A 21,955-nucleotide genomic window follows, 5' to 3' on the forward strand; every position below is an offset into this window, starting at 1 on the left:
ATTATTTTCATTTCAAAAAAATAAATAGTGACTTTTTGATTGTATAATTTTAAAAACCGTTACGTCAAGGTAAAAATACGTTTCTTCTAGTTATCTATTATTTATGAGAATTTAAAACGTTAAAACAGAAGAATCATTCATTTACTAGAATCGATACTGCCTCCGAATGAATGCTAATGGCAATAGTCGATTTACCAATTTCCTCACCATCTGCATGGACTGGAAAGGAAGCTTCATTAAGAATTGTTACCTTTTTTCCTTTTAAAATAGAGACTTCTTTCATTTTCGTGTGCCCACCCCAAAAAACGGTAAGAAATACACTTAATACTTTCATTCGTGAAATATTATGAACGACAATGACTTCGAATTGACCATCATCCGGTTTCGAAGCTGGCGATATTTTCATTCCTCCACCAAAGAATGGATGATTACAAACCGTTGCAAACCACGCCTTGTCAAAGGCTGTAGTATTGCCATCCACTTGAATTGTTAATTTAGAAGGTTGGAATGTTAATAGCTCCTTTATCAAATAAAAAACATATACAAGCTTTCCTAAAAAAATACGATTTAATCGTTGCTTTAGCTTCGATTGATTCGCATGAATCGCAATTTGCGCATCGAAACCACAGCCTAAATTATTGATAAATATCCCTTTTTTCTGGTCAATTGTGAATTGTCCAATATCATATTTCTTCTCTGAATGATTTTTTATAGAAAGTAATAACCGCTGAAATGCTTGTTTTGGATGATTTGGCAAGGAAAAGCCTCGGCTAAAATCATTACCTGATCCTGCCGGAATAAACCCTAGAATACCGTGATTGAACGGATGAATCCCATCTACTACTTCGTTTACTGTCCCATCTCCACCAACAGGAACAATAGTGACTGGATTATTGGTATTTTCCAGAATGCTTCTTGCAATTGTTTTTCCATCCCCGCGTTGCTTTGTAAAATATACCTCGAAGGGAATTTGATTGGATTTTACGCTCTGTTCGATTTTTTTCCATATTTTCATCGACTGCCCATTTTTTGCAGCTGGATTTACTATAAAATATAGATTCATATAATCAACTCAACTTCTTCTATAAAATAAATTACATGGCCACCGCTACCTTACTATTTATCGCCATTTCACTATCCAGCTATTTATCCCAATCATTTCTCGAAACTGCAACTGATTTACAAAAATCGAGAAGCGATTTCGTTGCTTTTAATTGAATATGCTTTAAAGGGGATCGTAATGATCGCATCGATTCAAACCATTTCTGATAGTTTCGTTTATCTACAATTTGTACACCATAAGGAGTAGATGGATAATCGATATAACCATTTCTAGAAATAAGCACCTTTTGTAACGGAAAATCGATATCATGCAAGCGAAATATTTGCTGAATAATGGTTTCCGTTCGATTTAATCCGATGAGCGGATTTAAAAAACGAGATGTATGATCCTTGTTTCGTCTCTCCCAAAAACGATCATCTGACCCTAAAAAGGAGGTACTATCAACCTCTTCTAAAAAACGAATACAAATAGCTCCTGTAGGGGTTAAGAGAATGGTCTCACATTCTACTGGAGCTTTTTTTAACATAAAAATTGGCTTATAAAGAAATAAAAAAGTATCTGGAAATCGTTGAGCAAAATATTTTAAATTCCGATCTCGATAAAAGGAGGAATCAATATAGGATTGATAGGTTAGTGTTGAGCTCGCCCACAGCATTTGCACAGAGAAAATCTCATTTAAATAAACATGCTTTAGCTCATCTAATGTGCTTGGCTTTTGTTTAAGCCCTCTGCCAATAGTGGAAAAGTCATCCACTGTCTCAGGAAGTAGACTATCCTTCATCTCCTCTATTGATTCTATTTCCCTTTTGGAAAGTAATTGTTTTACCTTACCTAATAATCTCCACTTATGTGGGGGATGCTCCTCTTCTATTTCCTGTAAAATAATTTGTTCATCTCCTATTACTCCCTGCCAGTTCCCAGATTGCCAAGCTTCCAGAAGATTATCCCATTGTCTACGTTTCAATTGAATAAAACGAGATGGGTACTTATATATATCCATTTCATATCTAGATATATATTCATATAATTTTACCAGTTGTCCCATTCCATGATTACCATCCTTACAGTTTGAATTTCCATTTTCTATTTGCTCTTTATTTTGTTTTCAAGATTTTAAAGGGAAGATTGCAAACTCTTTATATTTTGGGATTTCATTTATATGCGTTTCGTACAATACAATTTCCTTAATTGGAAAGCGGAATAGAATTGCATCTGTTGAAGATAATTTTTTTAATGAATTTGCATCAAACACTTCATTGCCCATCCACTTTCTTGCTAATGTAATATGTGGTCGGAACGGTTTTTTGTCTAGCGAAAATCCCGTATCTATACAAAGATTATACACTTTTTTTTGCATTTGGAATAATCTTTCCGAGTGGATGACGTCTGCCCAAAATATTCTCGGACTGTCCTTTGCACCAAAGGTTCCTATTTTATTGAATTCTAAAAAAAAGGAGGATTCCTCTGTTGCGATATTCTTTACTCCTTCAATCGCTTTTTGTAATAAATCATCTCGTGCAAATCCTAAAAATGCTAATGTAATATGGTAATCAGATGGATGTACCCATCGCTGAAAGGGGTAGGTGTTCCTATTATTTTCTACCCATTTATCTAAAAATTCCTTTGCCGTATCTGGCAGTTTTGCCGCAAAAAAATAATGGTGTTGTTCCATTTCGAATACTCCTTAAACTAAAGATTACTTGCTGAAAGATTGTTTTCTATGATTTGTTGGAAATTATAAATAATCTACAGACTGCATACACTCTGCTTTCCGTCTAGATCCTCCATGTATCCCTGTCTGCTCTGTAGTACATTCCATTTTCTAAAGAAATAACAACAGTCTTTCTGCTAATCGTTTCCATAAAAGAGAAGAAGATGCCCATATTTTGCATCTTCTTGATTGAAACAATACATCTTATACTAATAATCCACATTCCGCTTCGATACTTAGTGTAAATAATTTTTGAAGTTCCTTTGTTATTGCGCCAGGCTTTCCATTGCCAATCTTTTTCCCATCGATTATCGTGATTGGAACAATTTCTAATGTTGTGCTCGTTAAAAAAACCTCATCTGCATGTAGTAACTCTGTTACAGTAAAGCTTTTTTCTGTATATGGCATATCATGTTGGGTGGCAATCATAATCAATTGTTGTCTAGTAATACCATTTAATATTAAATTATTAGCTGGGTGGGTGATTAATTCTCCATCCTGAACTATCCATATATTTGTAGAGCTTCCTTCTGTAACGATTTGATCACGGTGAAGGATTGCTTCCGTACAGCCTGCTTCGACTGCTTTACTTTTCGCTAAAATATTCCCAAGTAGACTAATCGATTTAATATCACAATGGAGCCAGCGAGTGTCCGCTGCTATTATTGCAGATACACCATTTTCCATTAAGGCAACTGGCCGTTCTCCATCCAATAAATAACCTACTAACGTACCGTTAATATTTTTTGGTATTACATGGTTACGGACGGAAATCCCTCTGGAATATTGAAGATATAGAGATGCTGTTGATTTTCCTTCCTTATCTAATAAAGCATAAATCAACGATTCTATTTTTTCTTTACTATAAGAAATGTCCATCTGAATTTTTGCCGCACTTTCAAAGAAACGTTCGATATGAGCTGTTAATGCAAAAGGATGCCCATTGTAAATGCGGACGACTTCATAAATTCCGTCCCCGAATTGATAGCCTCTATCTTCTATATCTACTTTAGCATTTTGTCTATCTGTAATATCCCCATTGAAAATAATAAATGACATAATCGTTTCCCCTCTCCACTTTGTTCGATTAGTCTTACACGTTTAGATGAAACATGTTCAATTTAGAACTTATCTACATTACCTTGCACCACTGCCATTGCTATACAATTGTTGAAGGATTTTAAATTTCTAGAGATAAAGGTGTAAGTGCTGCTAAATGTACATACCAATTTTTATTTCCCTAATTCATAAATGGCCTGCGCATAAATGGCAGTTGCTTTTAATAAATCAGCTATTTCAATATATTCATCCTTTTGGTGGGCTACATCTGGTTTTCCTGGGAATAATGGCCCGAAAGCAACACCAGAAGTTAAGGAACGAGCATATGTACCTCCACCAATCGATAGCAATTCGGCTTTTTCCCCTGTTTGTTCTTCATATACCTTCTGTAAAGTTTTAATAAGCGGGTTATTTTTATCTACATGATGTGGCTTCGAATCGCTAAAGCTTCCAATTGTAAAGCCCTTTGTCTGAACTAGCTTTTCAATTGTTTCTTTTCCTTTTTCCATATTAAATGTTACTGGATAGCGGAAATTTATCCCGATTTTTCCGCCTTCCTTGGAATGGTAAGAAAAAATCGCGGCATTTACAGTTAACTCCCCGGAAATATCGTCCGCATATGCAACCTGTAAATTTTTCCCTCGTGTATCTCCGAAAAATGTCTCGTTAATAAACGTAAAATATCCTTTAGATGCTTTATCGAGCTTTTGATTGGAAAGAAATGCTGCTAAATAAATACCGGCATTTTTTCCATTATCAGGCTCCATCGCATGTGCAGATATTCCTTCTACTGCGAGTTGGATTTTCCCATTAACTTCTTCTATTCGTCCCTGCAATTGATGGCTTTGTATATACTGCTGAAATTGCTCCTTTAGCCCATTGATTTCTGCCAAATTGGTCGCAAGTACTGCATCTGCATAATCTGGCACCATATTGTAACGTCTACCTGCTGTAAAGGATTCTACTATGTATGCAGCCTCAGCTATTGAATTATTTTCTTTCTTATATAACAGGTCCATGCTACTTATTCCTTTTTCTGCATTAATAATTGGAAAATCAGCATCTGGTGCAAATCCAGAACTAGGCATTTCTTCATGCTCAAAATAATGTTTTACACAACGCCAATTACTCTCTTCATCTGTTCCAATAATAATCCGTACTCGTTTTGATAACGATAAACCTAACTCCTTCAAAATTTTTACAGCATAGAAGGCAGCCATAGTTGGTCCCTTATCATCTAATGCCCCTCGGGCAAAAATCTTTCCATCCTTTATTTCACCACTATATGGATCAGTTGACCAACCGTCGCCTTCTGGAACAACATCAACATGGCAAAGTACGCCAATTAGTTCCTCACCGCTACCAAATTCAATATGTCCAGCTAAATTATCTAAATTTTTCGTTGTAAATCCGGATTTATCCCCTTTCGATAGCATATACAATAAGGCATCACGAACTCCTATTCCAAGGGGAGCATCTTCAGTCGCATGTTCTTCATCTAACACACTTTTAATTTTTAATAAACCTATGGTATCTGCAAGTAACTGCTCTTTTCTCTTCTGAACTTCTTCCATCCAATTAATTTCAGCCACTGTTTTCACTCCTACATTATATTGAGATGGTTATATTCATTCGCTTAATAAAGTATTCCTTTCCTTATAAAGCGTATAACCGAATGTATCTTTCTCTCTATTTTACTGCTTAATCACATAACAAATCTATAGATTTATCCAATTCTAGATTTTCTTGTGCCAATGAATTTATACAGATTTCATTAATAACTTTTTGTAAAAAAGCATTAAATCGATGAAATGTATCATAAATTCTATGTATTTTCATATAATTTCAAAAAAGGAGGTGACTTAATCTTATATTAATGTAGCAAAACAACAAATTATTTCCGACAAAATACTACATAATTCCACACTATTTTGTAAATTTTTTTATAATACTAGCTATTTTTGTTATAATTAGTTATAATATTAACAATACTTTTCTAAATTGTTGTTTTTGGGATGATCAAAAGTTACCCTTAACATTTTACATTAGGATACTTAGATGTACCCAGTTGTCATTTGCAGTATAGCCAATTTAATAAAAATTTAGGGGTGTGGTTTTTTGAAAAATTCAACAGACCGGATGCTGACTCGCATAAAAGCAGTCTACATGTTTATTCATGATAATGGGACTGTGTCCACCCAGGAACTTGTAGAAGAGTTTGGCATTACTCCACGGACAGTTCAAAGAGATTTAAATGTTTTGGCATATAATGGTTTAGTCGAAAGCCCAAGTCGTGGCAAATGGACAACAACAGATAAAAAAGTGAAAATTTCATCTTAAGATAGAGTGCTATAGAAAAATCGCCAAAATTAGGCGATTTCTTTTTCTCTACCAAAGCAATATTTATATTAGCTTCTATAACCCACAATGGCCGCTTTACTCTTTTTTAACACGATATTCTTTAAGTGCTTGCAATTCCTCCGCAGTTAATTCGCGATATTCTCCTTCTTCAAGATCTTCATCCAATGCTAACGGACCCATACTTAATCTTTTTAAATACACAACTTTCTTTCCAACCGCTTCAAACATACGCTTCACTTGATGAAACTTACCTTCTGTAATCGTAAGCTCGACTTCAGAGCGAATTTCGCCACTTTTTAATATAACAAGCTCTGCAGGTTTTGTTACATATCCATCATCTAATTCAACCCCTTCATGGAATTTCTGTTGATCCTCCACGGTAACATATCCATCAATCATTGCATAATAGGTTTTTGGAACATGCTTCTTCGGTGAGAGTAATTGATGTGCCAGCTGACCATCATTTGTTAAAAGCAATAGCCCAACCGTATCTTTATCTAGTCTTCCTACAGGAAAAGGTTCAAATTGCGAATCTTCTATGTATAACAAATCAAGAACAGTTTTTTCTCGTAAATCTTCTGTCGCAGATATAACCCCTGCAGGTTTATTCATCATAATATAAATAAACTCTCGATAATGAATCTCTTCTCCATGAATGACAATTTTATCAGATTCAGGATTTATATGTGTTTTAGCATCCGTAATTGTAATACCATTTACTAAAATTCCCTGGTCCTTCAATAATTTTTTTACCTCTTTGCGACTACCATAGCCCATATTCGCAAGTAATTTATCAATTCTCACAAAATCATCCTCCTATAAAATCCATTCTTTTATATTTCCCTAATATTTGATTCATTTTTAAAATCGAACGGTTTTCATTAAACATTACATTCTTTCACATTGTAAGCACCTTATTTAAATAGCTAAAAGAAACAGTAAGAATAGGCATTTTACCCATTCCCATTATGACAAATACACATAAAATATTCCATCACATCAATGAGGAGGTTATTCAATACAATGATGGATTACTATCGACAGCAACAAATTCCGAGTGGCTTCGGTGGACCTGGTGGCCCTGGCGGATTCGGTGGTTCTGGTGGTTTTGGTGGCCCTAGTGGTCCCGGTGGTGGTTTTGGAGGGCAAGGCGGATTGGACTTAAGCTCCCTTATTCCAGGATTTTCAGGAATGAATACCCGTATTACACGACTAGAAAGACAAGTGAATCGCTTAGAAAACCAAATCGATCAGTTAGACCGTCGTCTCACAAGAATAGAAAGACAATTAGGACGTTAAATATCGAGAAAAAAGAGGATTTCTATTTGGGAAATCCTCTTTTACATTCTAAATAAAAATACTAGATGACACAGATAGCTTTTGAATACAAGTTTATTTAACTTAATCGTCGTTTCAAGCTGCTCATCTGTTCAGGGAATAGAAAGTATATTAGTCGTGATTTCACACTTAAATAAAAATAAACAGCCATTCCAAAAATAGCACATATCGCAATAATTATTAGCGATTGTATCGAGTATTCTGGTGATAAAAATAGTAATAGAATTTTGTAAACGAAAAATACCGTTATCACCATAATCATATTAAAGATGATAATTAAAATTCCCCGGCGGAATACTAAACGATAATGGTAATTAGCGTAATAACGAATGACAAAAAGGTTAATAATAATTGCCGTTAAATAGCCAATAATTGTTGCATAAATAGCACCCTTTGTTTCATATGCTTCAATCAATGGAATATTTATAATCAATTTAATCAATAATCCTAATAATAAGCTAAACACAGTAAAACGTTGCTCATTGATTCCTTGTAAAATCGCAGCCGTTACAGAAAACAATGCAAACAGTATGGCAACTGGTGCATAGGTTGCCAAAATTTCAGCACCAAATGTATCAGCTTCATAAAAAACAGTATACAATGGACCAGCTAATAGAGAAATTCCTAGCGCTGCAGGAAGTGTTAAATATAATAAAACTTGAAACGTTTGGTTAAGTTGTAGTTTCAAATCTTTTATATTTTGATTTACATAAGATTTCGTAATCATCGGAACAAGCGTAAGTGAAAAAGCAGTCGCTAATGATACAGGAATAATTACCAATTTATGTGAATTATAATTTAATGTTGCAAAAGCATCATTTGCTTCATTTAATCCCATGCCTAACGACACCATTGTTTTATTAAAGGTTAATGTATCTACCATTTGGAACATTGGATTAGCAATACCGACAATAATAAACGGAATAGCAGATATAAAAATTTCTTTATAAATTTCCTTCAAGGAGATTTGAACGGTCCCTTTATCTTTCGAAAGCAGCTCGTTTAAATATGGCCTTCTCTTTATCCAATACCAGAATAAGACAAGCAATCCACCAATCGCCCCAACGAAGGCAGCAAATGTAGCAACTTTAACTGCTTCTACAATATCCCCATGAATTATTTTCATTACAACAAATGCACCGATTAATAAAAATGCAATACGTACAATTTGCTCAACCACCTGTGAAACGGCGGAAGGCCCCATCGATTGATGTCCCTGAAAGAAGCCACGAATTAAGCTCATGAACGGAACGACAATTAATGCGAAGCTTACCGCCCGTATAACTGCAACAACATCGCCAACAGCAACCGATTCTGTAGCATTTTTTACCTCATCTGCATCTGGAATAATGAAATCTGCTAAAAGCGGTGACAAAAAATACAAAATTAAAAAGGCAGCAAAACCTGTAATCAGCATGATCACCATACCAGACTTGAATAACTTGCGACCGACGGCATATTCCTCTAGCGTATTATATTTCGAAATAAATTTGGATACAGCTAAAGGAATACCTGCAGTAGCAATACTAATAAAGATCGTATATGGTACATACCCATATTGGTAAAGTGCTACACCTTGCTTACCGACTAACGCAAAAAATGGTATAACATAAAACAATCCAAGAAATTTTGAAATATATGTTCCGAGGGTTAAAATAAACGTTCCCCTCATCAATTTTGAAGACATATAATCCCTTCCCAACAAATTTTCTCTATAATTTTTTTAATTACACATTGCTCTAACCTCATACGTTTCTCTATTCATTATTTTTATCGAAAGCTATAGAGCATTCGTCCATATTTAAAACATCAACTTAAGCGCTACGAACAAAATCAATGGTTAACGTTATAAGGTAGTATTACTAGGTTGCCCCAAAATAATGATAGGCAAAAATTACACTATATGTAGTTTACATGTTTTTCGGTAGATTTGACAATTTTCTTTTGCACATTTTGTCGAACTTTCCTTTTCTCTTTTGTTTTACTATAATAAAATGAAACTCTAATAATAATATATTCCACCCTCTTGAGGCGTTAAGGAAATCGACATAACTTGATTTTTCCCGAGAAAATATAATGCATTTTAAATGAAAGTGAGATAAAAAAATGAACGTAGATGTTTTAGTTATCGGAGGTGGCCCGAGCGGACTAATGGCAGCTATTGCCGCTGGCGAATCCAATGCAAAAGTAATGCTAGTTGATAAAGGAAATAAATTAGGGAGGAAACTGGCGATTTCTGGTGGTGGTCGCTGCAATGTCACCAATCGTCTCCCACTAGATGAAATTGTGAAGCATATTCCTGGAAATGGTAGGTTTTTATATAGTGCCTTTTCCGTATTTAATAACGAGGACATTATTCGCTTTTTTGAAAAGCTTGGTGTCTATTTAAAAGAGGAAGATCACGGGCGAATGTTCCCTGTAAGCAATGATGCAAAATCCGTAGTCAATGCCTTACTAAATCGACTAGAAGAATTACATGTAGATATTCGAACAAACTGTCCTGTTGCCGATATTCATTATAAGGATGGTCATGTTTCAGAAGTCGTTTTACAAAATGGGGAGAAAATCACTGCTAGTTCAGTTGTAGTTGCTGTTGGTGGGAAATCAGTCCCTCATACTGGTTCTACAGGAGATGGCTATCCGTGGGCAGAAAAGGCTGGACATACGATAACCGATTTATATCCAACAGAGGTACCGTTGCTATCTGATGAACCATTTGTAAAAGAACGAACACTTCAAGGACTATCGTTACGCAACGTTGCATTATCTGTACTAAATCCAAAAGATAAGCCGATTATTACCCATCAAATGGATATGATTTTTACCCATTTCGGCGTATCTGGTCCTGCAGTATTACGCTGCAGTCAATTTGTCGTCAAAGCGATGAAAAAATTTCATACGGCACACGTGACGATGAAGCTTGATGCCCTTGTAGATAAGTCAGAAGAAGAAGTAGTTCAAGCAATCCAGTCAAAAGTGAAAGAAGAACCAAAAAAAGCGGTAAAAAATGCGATAAAAGGATTGTTGCCAGAACGTTACTTACTATTTCTACTTGAGAAAGATGGAATTGATCCTGACGCACAAATGTCTTCATTATCTAAAGAAAAAATCCGCACATTCGCTGGTAGCTGTAAAAACTTCCGATTCACCGTTAATGGTACACAACCGATTGAAAAAGCGTTTGTTACCGGTGGTGGAGTTTCGATTAAAGAAGTGGAACCAAAAACACTTGCATCGAAAAAAATGGCTGGCCTTTATTTCTGTGGAGAAATATTGGACATCCATGGCTACACTGGTGGTTATAATATTACTTCTGCTCTGGTAACCGGAAGACTTGCTGGCAAAAATGCCGCACAATTTGCATTAACGAATCCCATTCAATAAATATATTTGTAATATAAAGAAGCTGATCAAAAGGATTAAAAAAATCTTTCTCGACCAGCTTCTATTATTTAGGCTATTTTATTAAACTGTTATTTTAAAATTTTCGTACACGATTACAATGTTAATTTCTATACACTACCATTGCGCTAAAGCAATAAATTTGTTCTTCTTCCTCTTCCTCCATCATTGCTGCAACATGGTATTTAATATCAATTAACTTACTTTCGTCGATTTTTGCTAGAAAATTATTCATTTCATGTTCCAAATCTTTTTCATGCTCGAAATCAAAAACCTTTACTCTGACCATTTTTCTCCCCACTATTCCTTTTATCATTATCGTGGTCAAATTTGGTTATTTTTATAACTGAATTCTAAATAATTTTATTATTTAGTGTTTTCATCATTCCATTCGAGATCGCCTTCCCAAGCTAGCATTCCACCTACCATATTCACTACTTGATAGCCTTGGTCTTCTAGGTAGTGACAAACATTACCGCTTCTTCCGCCAGAACGACAAATAAAAATATATTCTTTTTTCTTATCCAGCTCATTTAATCGATTCGGGATCTCCCCCATTGGAATATGCTTCGCTCCTGGTATCATTCCTTCTTCAACTTCATCTGATTCCCTAACATCAATGATTTCTAGTTGTTCTTCATTTTCGATTTTTTCTTGTAGCTCATTTGGGGTAATAGTTTTCATTTATTAATCATCCTTTCAATTTACATAATTACTATTTTAACTAAAAAAATAGAGGCTGGGACAAAAGTATTTTTATGTAAGAGAATCCGAACAAAGTTAAGTAGGTAAATTCGCTCCGGAAATATACTTCGCTTTCCGCGGGCATGGCCATAGCCTCCTCCTTTCGCTACGCTTCGTGCGGGGTCTTCAGCTCATGCTTTTCCCGCAGGAGTCTACGTATATTTCCTCCGCTATCCGAAGTATTGTTCGTCTTACATTTAAACATCCATTGTTATGTCCCAGCCTCATATCTTGTTGTTCGTTTAAATCAATTATCGGTCGCTTTTAGTTTGCGACGATATTGACTAGTTTTCCTGGTACAGCAATGATTTTTCGAATAGTAGCTCCTTCTAATAGTGATTTCACGGTTTCATCAGCTAACGCTACTTTTTCTAGATCCTCTTTACTTATATTTGCCGCTACCATTTTCTTTGCTTTTACTTTTCCGTTAATTTGGATAACGATTTCGACTTCATTGTCTACTAGCTTATCCTCATCAAAGGTTGGCCAAGTTGCATAGGTGATTGACTCCTGATGGCCAAGTTTTTCCCATAGCTCTTCTGCAATATGTGGACAAATTGGAGAAAGTAACTTAACAAATCCTTCCACATAAGCTTTTGGAAGCTCCTCTGCTTTGTATGCTTCATTAATGAACACCATCATTTGAGAAATTGCTGTGTTAAAATGAAGTGCCTCGTAATCTTCGGTTACCTTTTTCACTGTCCGATGGTACACTTTTTCCAATGATCCACCGACTTTATCAACAATTTTCGGAGAAACTCCACCATCTTCTTCAATAAATAGGCGCCAAACACGGTCTAGGAAACGACGGGAACCATCAAGGCCATTCGTCGACCATGCAACAGATGCATCTAGTGGGCCCATAAACATTACATATAGTCTTAGTGTATCCGCACCATGGCTTTCGACAATATCATCAGGGTTTACAACATTCCCTTTTGATTTACTCATTTTTTCATTACCTTCTCCAAGAATCATTCCTTGGTTGAATAATTTTTGGAAAGGCTCTTTCGTTGGTACAACGCCTACATCATATAGTACTTTATGCCAGAAACGTGCGTACAGAAGATGTAGTACCGCATGCTCTGCACCACCAATATAAATATCAACAGGTAGCCATTCTTTTAGCTTTTGTGGATCTGCAATAAATTGATCATTGTGCGGATCGATATAGCGAATATAGTACCAGCAGCTGCCTGCCCATTGTGGCATTGTATTTGTTTCCCGACGACCCTTTTTACCTGTTACTGGGTCCACTACTTCTAACCAATCGGTTGCATTTGCTAGCGGTGACTCGCCAGTACCTGAAGGTTTAATTTCTTTCATTACTGGAAGACGTAATGGTAATTCTTCTTCTGGAACGGTTGACATTGTACCATCTTCCCAATGAATCACTGGAATTGGTTCACCCCAATACCGTTGACGGCTAAATAGCCAGTCCCGAAGTTTATAGGTTACTTTTTTCGTACCAATACCTTTTTCTTCCAACCATCCAATCATTTTTCTGATAGCATCTTGCTTATTTAAACCGTTTAGGAAGCCGGAATTTACATGCTCGCCATCACCAGTATAAGCTTCTTTTTGAACATCACCACCAGCAACGACTTCAACTATCGGAAGGTCAAACTTGCTAGCAAATTCATAGTCCCGTTCATCATGTGCTGGTACTGCCATAATGGCACCTGATCCGTAACTAATCAGCACATAATCTGCAACCCAAATTGGCATTTTTTCATCATTCACCGGATTTACAGCATAAGCCCCTGTAAATACCCCTGTTTTTTCTTTTGCTAGATCGGTACGTTCTAGATCAGATTTCTTTTGCACTTCTTCTATATACGCATCAACTGCCGCTTTTTGTTCAGCTGTTGTAATCTTGTTTACTAGCGGATGCTCTGGCGCAATAACAGCATATGTTGCTCCAAATAATGTGTCTGGACGAGTAGTGAAAACAGTAATCGTTTCGTCATGTCCGGCAATATCAAATGTAATTTCTGCCCCTTCCGAACGACCAATCCAGTTTCTTTGCATTTCCTTTAAGCTCTCTGGCCAATCTAGCTCTTCCAGATCTTCAAGGAGACGATCCGCATATTCTGTAATTTTTAGTACCCATTGTTTCATTGGTTTTCTAATAACGGGATGACCGCCGCGTTCACTTTTTCCATCAATAACTTCTTCATTCGCTAAAACAGTTCCAAGAGCTGGGCACCAGTTTACAGCTACTTCATCCACATATGCTAGCCCTTTGTTGTAAAGCTGGATAAAAATCCATTGTGTCCATTTATAGTAATCTGGATCTGTAGTATTTACTTCACGATCCCAATCATAAGAAAATCCTAATGCATTTAATTGGTTCTTAAATGTTTGGATATTATGTTTTGTAAACTCCGCAGGTTCATTACCAGTATCAATAGCATATTGTTCTGCTGGTAGACCAAATGCATCCCAGCCCATTGGATGAAGGACATTGTAGCCTTGCATTCTTTTTAACCGTGCTTGAATATCGACAGCAGTATAGCTTTTCGGATGTCCGACATGTAGCCCTGCTCCTGATGGATATGGGAACATTCCCATCGCAAAAAATTTCGGTTTCCCTTCATCTTCTGTTGTTTTATACGTATTATTTTCTTGCCAATATTTTTGCCATTTCTTTTCAATCGAATGATGTTGAAAACTCATGAAACTTCCTCCTTATACTTACTCATTCAGTGTGTTCCGTAAGATGCTCTTTTATAAGCGCAATTTCTTTTAAAAACTTTTGATAAATTAGGAAAACAATCTTGACAATAAAAAATTACAAAATAAAAAATCCCCCCATCCCAAATGATAAATTTGGGACGAGAGGATTGTTAGCTCCCGCGGTACCACCCATATTAATGCATAACCTAATGGATATACATTCGCTTCATTTTCCCGTAACGTGGGTCAACCATCCGGCAAATACTACTTCTCTTTCATATTTGCAACTCAAAGGCGAGTTCATGATGCGCCTGACTGACTTGCACCTACCGTCAGCTCTCTAAATCAGGATTGCAGTCATTACTACTCCTTTTCACCGTTTTTCTATTATTAATTATGCAATATTATAGAAAACATTTCTATAAAAAGCAAGTAATTCTTCGTAAATTATACATTTTTAATTCTATTTTGTCGAATTTTCGGTTTTTATTGATGGATGAAATTATGTTTACTCAAAAAGCTTAATTTCTTACAGATTGTGTAGCCATTTTATCATGCAGAAATGCCCATATTCCGATACAGAACACGACAATTGATCCAATCCAAAAAGAAGAACTAAAAACTCCTAGAAATAGCGATTGATAAAATAGAGCACCATATATTCCACCGATGATTGGACCAAGAACTGGAATCCATGAATATCCCCATTCTGATGAGCCTTTTTTATTAATCGGTAATAAGTAATGGGCAATTCTTGCTCCTAGGTCTCGGGCAGGATTGATGGCAAAACCGGTAGTTCCCCCGATAGACATACCGATTGCCATGACAATTAATCCAATAATAATGGGGTGAAGACCATCGCTAAAGCTATTCGTTCGGATTGTTAATATTCCTAAAACGAATAGAAAGGTACCTACTAATTCACTTAATAAGTTTGCCGGCGTGTTCCTTAGTGCTGGAGATGTCACGAATACATTTAACTTTCGACTCCCTTCTGGGGTAACTTTCCAATGTGGCAAATAAAATAAATAAACAACAACTGCTCCAAATATTGCACCTAGTAATTGTCCACTTATATAAACAAATACTTCACTCCAAGAAAATTGACCGATAATCGCAAGACCTAATGTAAGAGCAGGATTTAAATGTGCACCACTATAGGCAAATACTGTGTACGTACCGACCATATAAGCGAGACCCCAGCCTATTGAAATCGTTAGCCAGCCACTTCCATTCGCTTTTGTTCCACGTAAAATTACGCCTCCTGCAACACCAATTCCAATTAATACAACAATAAACGTACCAATAAGCTCAGCTAAAAAATCTGTCAAAAGATAACTCCCCCTTCCTCTATTGATGACATTTCCATTGATATAGAGAGTCTGCTTTTTACAAGCATTTGATAAACGAACAGAACTAATATAATGATAGCTTTGCGAAAAAAACAATTCCTTCGTCCAATGTATATTACAAAAATGCTTTCCTCATGAATGGAAATTTGTTTGTAATATTTTTTATAAGAAAGTAAAGAATAGTGTAGAAAATAAACGTCAATGAATCGCTATGTTTACTTTGCGCATGTTTCCAAAAAATGCCTCGCATAAAAAAATGGGTAACCATCCATTTGGTTACCCATTTTTTACAATTATTTAAAATGACATTGTATTTGGTTGTTCTTCTTTTTTTAGCCCTCTGTCATAAAGGATGGTTGTTACAGCTGCAATTCCAAATAAGAATAGGAGACAGATGAATAAGACGTTCATCCCGTATAAGTCGACAAGAATCCCCCCGAATAGTGGACCTACCATTCTGCCTACGGTTGCTGCACTATTCACGATTCCTTGGAACATTCCTGCTTTCCCTTTTGGAGCAAGTGAATCAGCAACCGTTGGAATTGCTGGCCAAACTAACATTTCTCCGAAAGTCATAATAATCATAGCAGCCAAAAAGCCAATAAACGCTGTGGAAACAGAAGCGGCACTAAATGCAAGGAAAAAGATAGCTAGACCAATTAAGATTTGTAATTTCACTGTTTTAGCAAATCGCTTAATAAATTTCGCCAATAACGGCTGGGCAAGCACAATTAATGCCCCATTCACTGTCCATAGTAAGCTATATTGCTCAAGTGAAATATTAATTTCTTGTGTGTACGTCGCAATGGTAGATTGCCACTGAACATAAGCAATCCAACAAAGGGCATAGCCTGTGGAGAGAATTAGCAATGCGGTCATGCCTCGTTTATTTTCCTTTGTTAGCAATTTATTTTCTGCTTTAGAAACAGCTACACTTGCCACTGTATCCTCTGATATATTTTTAAAGAAAAAGAAAGCCGTCGCAAAGAAAATGAAATAAAGCATCATATTAGATACAAAGATTAATTCAAAGGATATAGATGCTATAAAGCCCCCCATAGCAGTACCAACCGCAACTCCAAGATTTGCTGCAACATACATTGCGTTAAACGGTTTTCGTCCTCCCTCTTTCCAGGCAGCTCCCGCTAATGCATACATCGCAGGATTAACGACACCTGATCCAAACCCAATAATAATTAAAAATACGGTGTACATCATAAATTCATGCCAAAAGGTAATCCCTATAAGCGCAGCTAACGTGATTCCCGATCCAAATACAATCGATTTATAACCACCTAGCTTATCAAAGAAATATCCACCAGCGAGGTTTCCAATAACACTTGCGGCAGCATTTAGCATTAACACGAATCCGGCAACTGACATTGACTTGCCTAAATGTTCATGAAGATAAATAGTATTCAATGGCCATAAAAAAGAGCCACCTGTAACATTCACTACCATTCCTATAATAATTATCCATAAAGCACGTGGCATAAAAGCGCTCCTTAAAATTTATTTAATATATATTGCTATATGAAAGCATGGTTATGTTCATGAGTTCTACGTTAATTTCGTATAACAAAATAATTTTAGAGCTTTTCATATATTAGTGCAATGGAATAATATTGCTAAAAAAATAATTATTTATTTTGTTTATTACGTATATTCGTTAAAAATCGACTTGAATAAAATGACAGGTTATCTTAATAAACGAAAATGACTGAATACACATAGATTCCAGTTAGAAATCATGGTGTATTCAGTCAATTTGTTTGAGATTCAGGAAATTTTTCAACTCTCTAATTAGCTTTAAACAAAAATGTAGAAATCATCAATGATGATTTAATAACGTCATTTCATTTTGTAATTGCTGTAATTGGAGGCGCATTCGGTTTAGTCGTTCCTTTTGTTCTCCACTTGCACTATGATACATAGCCATTAATTCATTGTAGCGTTCCTCCAATTGGGCCTGTGCTTCACTATATTCTACGTCATGAAAATGGCCTTGTCTTGAACCATCAATATATTGGTCACGTGCAAGCTGTAGTGTATCCTCACATTTTGAAATAAAACTGTTCATCGCATCACGAGTTGTCATGAACGATTCCTCCCTAGGTGAACGTTACAAACTATTATGAAGGAATATTTTTTCCTTCTGTTTTATTGTCCCACGCTTGCTCCTTTATTTAACAGCAAATTGCTGGTAAAAGCTTGAGATTTATGGGATTTATTATCCAACGAACGATGAACAATTTCTAACAAGATCGCTATACCGATTGCTTGCCTAAAGAAATACTGATAAAATTTTCCTTACGTACAAACGTTATGCTATTTTAGCCTAGAGAGGAGCTTACATTATATATGCATCCTTTTTCCTATGCATTTGATAATAAACGATATCATACATGGAATTACCATCTTCGCAATCATTTCGGTGAGAAAATTTTTAAAGTTGCATTAGATGGCGGTTTTGATTGCCCTAATCGGGATGGTACAGTAGCCCATGGTGGCTGTACCTTCTGTAGTGTAGCTGGTTCTGGAGATTTTGCAGGGAACCGTGTCGAGCCTTTAGAAATTCAATTCGAAACAATTAAACAACAAATGCATCATAAATGGAAGGATGGTAAATATATCGCTTATTTCCAAGCCTTCACAAATACCCATGCTCCTGTAGAGGTTTTGCGTGAAAAATATGAGACGGTACTTAAACAGGAAGGTGTTGTTGGACTTTCAATTGCTACTCGACCAGATTGTCTTCCAGATGATGTCGTTGAATATTTAGCAGAATTGAATGAGCGTACTTATTTATGGGTGGAATTAGGATTACAAACCGTTCACGAAAGGACAGCAAAATTAATTAATCGTGCACATGATTACCAATGTTATGTAGATGGCGTAGCAAAACTAAGAAAGCACGGCATTCGGATTTGTAGTCATATTATTAACGGACTTCCAATGGAAACACCTGAAATGATGATGGAAACCGCAAAGCAAGTAGCTGCATTGGATGTACAAGGTATTAAAATCCACCTGCTCCATTTATTAAAAGGAACACCAATGGTCAAGCAATACGAAAAAGGGTTAGTCAAATTTCTTTCCTTTGATGACTATGTTCAGTTAGTATGTGATCAATTAGAAATTTTACCACCGGAAATGATTATTCATCGAATTACTGGAGATGGACCAATTGATTTAATGATTGGTCCAATGTGGAGTGTTAATAAATGGCAAGTACTAAATGCCATTGATGCAGAATTACAACAAAGAGATAGCTGGCAAGGTAAATTTTTTAAACAAGCTTCAAAGGAGAAGATTTACAGATGAGGTTAGAAAAGGTCCTTCCATATTCCCATAAGCTTTTAAGCAATGCAATTAAAGCTGGGGATATTGTGGTTGATGCGACAATTGGCAATGGTAATGACACCCTCTTTCTTGCGCAGCTTGTTGGTGAAGAAGGTATAGTATACGGTTTTGATGTGCAAAAGCAGGCAATTAAGCGTACAAATGAGCGACTGCAACAACACGGCGTCTCTAAACAGGTTATTCTCTTCCATGCAGGACATGAACAGCTAAAAGAAAAAATACCAATCGAACAGCAAAAAAAAATTTCAGCAGCAATCTTTAACCTCGGATATTTACCGAGCGGTGACCATTCGATTGTAACACTACCAGTGACAACGATTTCTGCTATTGAACAATTACTTGAAAATATCGCCCCAGGAGGTATCATTGTTCTCGTAATTTATCATGGTCATCCAGAAGGAAAAGTGGAAAAGGATGCCATCCTAGAATACGTAAAAACAATTGATCAAGCACAGGCAAATGTTTTATTGTACCAGTTTATCAATCAAAAAAATAATCCACCTTTCATTATTGCAATTGAAAAAAGATGAAGATATAAAACGAGAAGCTCCGAAATTGTACGGAGCTTCTTTAATGCAAGAAATTACTCAAGCCATTATGTCTGCAATTAATTCGAAGGAATGTACTTTTTCTTGAAAATCAAAGGCATTCGTAACAAGCATTATTTCATCTGTTTCATAGCTATCACTTATTTTATTTAATTGTTCTTTTATCATTTCGGGTGTACCAACAATCATTCGCTTCCGATTTTCTTTCACATGTGCTAATTCAAAGGAGCTATAGCTGTAGGCTCGTGCCTTTTCCGGGCTTGGAGTTCCGTGCGACTCCATTCCGTTTAGATGCATAATCATCGCTAAATCATTACTTGCAGCAATCCGCTCCGCATCTTCCACTGTTGGAGCACATATAGCATGAACAGTGACGATATTTTTCGGGTTTGGATAATGCTTGGAGGGGGTAAAATCCTTTATATACGATTTCATGAAATGATTTCCTTCTTCCCCGTTGATAAATAAAGCAAAATTATAAGGCAGCCCCATTTTTGCCGCTAAACTCGCACTATTCCGGCTGGACCCTAACATCCATAGCTCTGGTGCAGTTTGTATTATAGGAGATGCCTTTAGTCCATAAAGTGGATTGTCCTTTGGTAATTCATCGTACAAATAATGTAACAAATCCATTACTTTTTCAGGATAATGATCTACATCTCGCATTTTTCCATTATTTAACGCAATGGATGCTCTTGGCATACCACCTGGTGCTCGCCCAATCCCAATATCTATCCTCCCTGGAGCAAGTCCTGCAATTACTCGGAAATTTTCCGCCACCTTATAAGGACTATAGTGTGATAGCATTACCCCACCAGACCCTAATCGAAGGTTATTTGTAGATGCTGCCAAATAAGCAATTAACACTTCTGGTGATGAGCCAGCTAAACTATACGTATCATGATGCTCAGAAACCCAGAAACGATGATAACCGAATGTTTCTGCAGCCTGTGCTAGTGTAACTGTATTCTGAAGTGCCTCCTCCGCACGCTCTCCTTCTGAAATTGGCGATTGATCTAAAATACTTAATGTAATTTTTCCCATTTTAGCATCATCCTATCTATTTTTTCGCTATTACCGAAAAACCGCTTGTAATTTACGATAGGCTTTACAGTTTATGTAAAAGAAATAGCTTGCCGATCCACCATATTTAATTAATTTTTTTGCGATTTTCCTTACGTTGTGCTGACTATTTAATTTACTATCTGATAAATATATTCCAAGTAAGCCACGATTAATCAATTGATGAAACTTTTCATTTGGAAGCTGTTCAGTATGGCGATCAGCCTCTCGAAGAAACATCTGCAGTCGATTAAATAATGTCTCATTATTTTCATAGTAGGAACAAAAATTCAAATCCCCACCATCCAAATCTTCCTCCTGATCAATGAAGTAATCTAATAATATATGTAAGCCTTGAATATATGGAAAATAGCCATTAATAATAGCTTGTCCGTGTTTCTCCGTAAAATCCTCTCGCATCGCATAAGAAACTAGACAAAAAATACCGAGCGTTGAGCCTGTACAGGCGGAAAATTCATACCATTCCATATCCGGAAGGTTCTGTTCATTTTGTGCAAACCAATTCTGTAATCGTGGAACTCTTTCATCAACAATAACATGTTTATGTACTTGCAAATCACAATAATAATGACATAATGTCCATAAGTTTTCCTTAATTAATGGATAATGAGTAATTTCTTTGAGAACCGTTTGGCAGGTAGCAACCAATTCTGTAAGATAACCACCATCCTCAAAGTCATCACGATAGCGGTAATAGTCTTTGGTCTTTGCGCCAGGAGTTAATGCATGTATCATTGCTTCATGTAATGCAGCAAAATCATCTGGATTCTGTGATGTGCTTCTATCACATAAATTATCTAAATAATCGCTAATCGTCTGATATGCTACAATAAAGGGAATTACCTTATCATAATAGTCTTCTGCAAGTAAAGCTAAAATCGCTCCTCCCTCACAATGAAATAGCTTTCGATCAATGCTAGCAAGTGCTTGTTTCCTAAGTTCCTTATTGGGAATTTCATTTGCTTGTTTTTTCCAATAGTCGATTTCCTTATGAACAATTGGGAATATCTTTTTATACGAATGAACTACTAATGAAATCGGACTTTGTGGTACTGACACGAAAATTCACCTCGCTCCATTAATTTTGCCTAATATGCAATCCTGTTTTTTATTTATTCTCTAATATCCGTTTCCTTCTATAATTGTATTGTTTTCCATGGTCTTCTTATTATAACAAGATGAAAATTAAAAATCTTTCGATTGGATATCTATACACATCTAAATTTAATGTAAAATAATGAAGTATAGGAAA

General features: G+C 36.1%; 20 protein-coding genes and 1 other annotated feature. Of the genes, 5 read left to right on the forward strand and 15 right to left on the reverse strand.

Going from position 1 to position 21,955, the window contains the following annotated elements:
* Positions 1-133 precede the first annotated feature (133 nt).
* From OEV98_RS11835 to pepV, 5 genes are all read right to left on the reverse strand, one after another.
* Positions 134-1,063, reverse strand: a complete 930-nt coding sequence (locus tag OEV98_RS11835) for a diacylglycerol/lipid kinase family protein (RefSeq protein ID WP_263073493.1) — start codon at positions 1,061-1,063, stop codon at positions 134-136.
* Between the two features lie 79 nt (positions 1,064-1,142).
* Positions 1,143-2,108 (reverse strand): NERD domain-containing protein, encoded by a 966-nt coding sequence (locus OEV98_RS11840; protein ID WP_263073494.1) that lies wholly within the window; start codon positions 2,106-2,108, stop codon positions 1,143-1,145.
* Between the two features lie 60 nt (positions 2,109-2,168).
* Positions 2,169-2,735 (reverse strand): RNA 2',3'-cyclic phosphodiesterase, encoded by a 567-nt coding sequence (thpR, locus tag OEV98_RS11845; RefSeq protein ID WP_263073495.1) that lies wholly within the window; start codon positions 2,733-2,735, stop codon positions 2,169-2,171.
* Between the two features lie 243 nt (positions 2,736-2,978).
* Positions 2,979-3,833: a D-amino-acid transaminase gene (gene dat, locus OEV98_RS11850; RefSeq protein ID WP_263073496.1), complete on the reverse strand. Its 855-nt coding sequence runs from the start codon at positions 3,831-3,833 to the stop codon at positions 2,979-2,981.
* A 173-nt stretch (positions 3,834-4,006) separates the two neighbouring features.
* Entirely contained in the window at positions 4,007-5,425 is a 1,419-nt protein-coding gene (gene pepV / locus OEV98_RS11855) for a dipeptidase PepV (protein WP_263073497.1), read from the reverse strand.
* A gap of 526 nt (positions 5,426-5,951) precedes the next feature.
* Here pepV and OEV98_RS11860 point away from each other — a divergent pair.
* Entirely contained in the window at positions 5,952-6,173 is a 222-nt protein-coding gene (locus OEV98_RS11860) for a DeoR family transcriptional regulator (protein WP_263073499.1), read from the forward strand.
* 96 nt (positions 6,174-6,269) lie between these two features.
* On the opposite strand, the gene OEV98_RS11865 is transcribed toward OEV98_RS11860, so the two are convergent.
* The gene (locus OEV98_RS11865) at positions 6,270-6,998 is read right to left on the reverse strand and encodes a pseudouridine synthase (protein ID WP_263073500.1); all 729 of its coding nucleotides are present in this window, start codon (positions 6,996-6,998) and stop codon (positions 6,270-6,272) included.
* 219 nt (positions 6,999-7,217) lie between these two features.
* On the opposite strand from OEV98_RS11865, the gene OEV98_RS11870 reads away from it, so the two are divergent.
* Positions 7,218-7,493 (forward strand): hypothetical protein, encoded by a 276-nt coding sequence (locus OEV98_RS11870; RefSeq protein ID WP_263073501.1) that lies wholly within the window; start codon positions 7,218-7,220, stop codon positions 7,491-7,493.
* A gap of 97 nt (positions 7,494-7,590) precedes the next feature.
* Here OEV98_RS11870 and OEV98_RS11875 read toward each other — a convergent pair whose 3' ends face one another.
* Positions 7,591-9,219, reverse strand: coding sequence for a putative polysaccharide biosynthesis protein (locus tag OEV98_RS11875; protein WP_263073502.1), 1,629 nt, complete (start codon positions 9,217-9,219; stop codon positions 7,591-7,593).
* Between the two features lie 419 nt (positions 9,220-9,638).
* Here OEV98_RS11875 and OEV98_RS11880 point away from each other — a divergent pair, with 419 nt between their 5' ends.
* On the forward strand, positions 9,639-10,916 hold the full coding sequence (locus OEV98_RS11880) for a BaiN/RdsA family NAD(P)/FAD-dependent oxidoreductase (RefSeq protein WP_263073503.1): 1,278 nt from the start codon (positions 9,639-9,641) through the stop codon (positions 10,914-10,916).
* 121 nt (positions 10,917-11,037) lie between these two features.
* Here the strand turns inward: OEV98_RS11880 and OEV98_RS11885 are convergent, their stop codons facing one another.
* From OEV98_RS11885 to OEV98_RS11910, 6 genes are all read right to left on the reverse strand, one after another.
* The gene (locus OEV98_RS11885; RefSeq protein ID WP_263073504.1) at positions 11,038-11,223 is read right to left on the reverse strand and encodes a sporulation protein Cse60; all 186 of its coding nucleotides are present in this window, start codon (positions 11,221-11,223) and stop codon (positions 11,038-11,040) included.
* 77 nt (positions 11,224-11,300) lie between these two features.
* Positions 11,301-11,618, reverse strand: a complete 318-nt coding sequence (locus OEV98_RS11890) for a rhodanese-like domain-containing protein (RefSeq protein WP_263073505.1) — start codon at positions 11,616-11,618, stop codon at positions 11,301-11,303.
* A gap of 324 nt (positions 11,619-11,942) precedes the next feature.
* On the reverse strand, positions 11,943-14,357 hold the full coding sequence (gene leuS, locus OEV98_RS11895; RefSeq protein WP_263073506.1) for a leucine--tRNA ligase: 2,415 nt from the start codon (positions 14,355-14,357) through the stop codon (positions 11,943-11,945).
* A gap of 151 nt (positions 14,358-14,508) precedes the next feature.
* Positions 14,509-14,743: a binding site (T-box leader), on the reverse strand.
* 135 nt (positions 14,744-14,878) lie between these two features.
* Positions 14,879-15,688, reverse strand: coding sequence for an MIP/aquaporin family protein (locus tag OEV98_RS11900; protein WP_263073507.1), 810 nt, complete (start codon positions 15,686-15,688; stop codon positions 14,879-14,881).
* Between the two features lie 318 nt (positions 15,689-16,006).
* Complete coding sequence (locus tag OEV98_RS11905) at positions 16,007-17,203, reverse strand: MDR family MFS transporter (protein ID WP_263073508.1); 1,197 nt, start codon at positions 17,201-17,203, stop codon at positions 16,007-16,009.
* Positions 17,204-17,540: 337 nt separating this feature from the next.
* A complete protein-coding gene (locus OEV98_RS11910; RefSeq protein ID WP_263073509.1) occupies positions 17,541-17,807 on the reverse strand; it encodes a YtzC family protein in 267 nt (88 codons plus the stop codon).
* A 263-nt stretch (positions 17,808-18,070) separates the two neighbouring features.
* On the opposite strand from OEV98_RS11910, the gene OEV98_RS11915 reads away from it, so the two are divergent.
* A complete protein-coding gene (locus tag OEV98_RS11915) occupies positions 18,071-19,033 on the forward strand; it encodes a TIGR01212 family radical SAM protein (RefSeq protein ID WP_263073510.1) in 963 nt (320 codons plus the stop codon).
* Positions 19,030-19,602, forward strand: a complete 573-nt coding sequence (locus OEV98_RS11920) for a class I SAM-dependent methyltransferase (protein ID WP_263073511.1) — start codon at positions 19,030-19,032, stop codon at positions 19,600-19,602. Before OEV98_RS11915 ends, OEV98_RS11920 begins: the two co-directional genes overlap by 4 nt.
* Positions 19,603-19,659: 57 nt before the next feature.
* Here OEV98_RS11920 and OEV98_RS11925 read toward each other — a convergent pair whose 3' ends face one another.
* Both OEV98_RS11925 and OEV98_RS11930 read right to left on the reverse strand, forming a co-directional pair.
* Positions 19,660-20,664, reverse strand: coding sequence for an LLM class flavin-dependent oxidoreductase (locus OEV98_RS11925; RefSeq protein WP_263073512.1), 1,005 nt, complete (start codon positions 20,662-20,664; stop codon positions 19,660-19,662).
* 30 nt (positions 20,665-20,694) lie between these two features.
* Positions 20,695-21,762 carry a tetraprenyl-beta-curcumene synthase family protein gene (locus OEV98_RS11930; protein ID WP_263073513.1) on the reverse strand — a complete coding sequence of 356 codons (1,068 nt, stop codon included), beginning with the start codon at positions 21,760-21,762 and terminating at the stop codon, positions 20,695-20,697.
* Positions 21,763-21,955 lie beyond the last annotated feature (193 nt).

Source organism: Perspicuibacillus lycopersici (assembly GCF_025660475.1).
Classification (GTDB): domain Bacteria; phylum Bacillota; class Bacilli; order Bacillales; family Caldibacillaceae; genus Perspicuibacillus; species Perspicuibacillus lycopersici.

Excerpts from the sequence above, each read along its gene's own strand:
- OEV98_RS11880 (WP_263073503.1), top strand. The coding sequence starts at position 9,639 with ATGAACGTAGATGTTTTAGTTATCGGAGGTGGCCCGAGCGGACTAATG.
- OEV98_RS11920 (WP_263073511.1), top strand. The coding sequence starts at position 19,030 with ATGAGGTTAGAAAAGGTCCTTCCATATTCCCATAAGCTTTTAAGCAAT.
- OEV98_RS11885 (WP_263073504.1), bottom strand. The coding sequence starts at position 11,223 with ATGGTCAGAGTAAAGGTTTTTGATTTCGAGCATGAAAAAGATTTGGAA.
- OEV98_RS11875 (WP_263073502.1), bottom strand. The coding sequence starts at position 9,219 with ATGTCTTCAAAATTGATGAGGGGAACGTTTATTTTAACCCTCGGAACA.
- OEV98_RS11925 (WP_263073512.1), bottom strand. The coding sequence starts at position 20,664 with ATGGGAAAAATTACATTAAGTATTTTAGATCAATCGCCAATTTCAGAA.
- OEV98_RS11915 (WP_263073510.1), top strand. The coding sequence starts at position 18,071 with ATGCATCCTTTTTCCTATGCATTTGATAATAAACGATATCATACATGG.
- OEV98_RS11905 (WP_263073508.1), bottom strand. The coding sequence starts at position 17,203 with ATGCCACGTGCTTTATGGATAATTATTATAGGAATGGTAGTGAATGTT.
- OEV98_RS11870 (WP_263073501.1), top strand. The coding sequence starts at position 7,218 with ATGATGGATTACTATCGACAGCAACAAATTCCGAGTGGCTTCGGTGGA.
- leuS (WP_263073506.1), bottom strand. The coding sequence starts at position 14,357 with ATGAGTTTTCAACATCATTCGATTGAAAAGAAATGGCAAAAATATTGG.
- OEV98_RS11840 (WP_263073494.1), bottom strand. The coding sequence starts at position 2,108 with ATGGGACAACTGGTAAAATTATATGAATATATATCTAGATATGAAATG.
- OEV98_RS11910 (WP_263073509.1), bottom strand. The coding sequence starts at position 17,807 with ATGACAACTCGTGATGCGATGAACAGTTTTATTTCAAAATGTGAGGAT.
- dat (WP_263073496.1), bottom strand. The coding sequence starts at position 3,833 with ATGTCATTTATTATTTTCAATGGGGATATTACAGATAGACAAAATGCT.
- OEV98_RS11890 (WP_263073505.1), bottom strand. The coding sequence starts at position 11,618 with ATGAAAACTATTACCCCAAATGAGCTACAAGAAAAAATCGAAAATGAA.
- OEV98_RS11835 (WP_263073493.1), bottom strand. The coding sequence starts at position 1,063 with ATGAATCTATATTTTATAGTAAATCCAGCTGCAAAAAATGGGCAGTCG.
- thpR (WP_263073495.1), bottom strand. The coding sequence starts at position 2,735 with ATGGAACAACACCATTATTTTTTTGCGGCAAAACTGCCAGATACGGCA.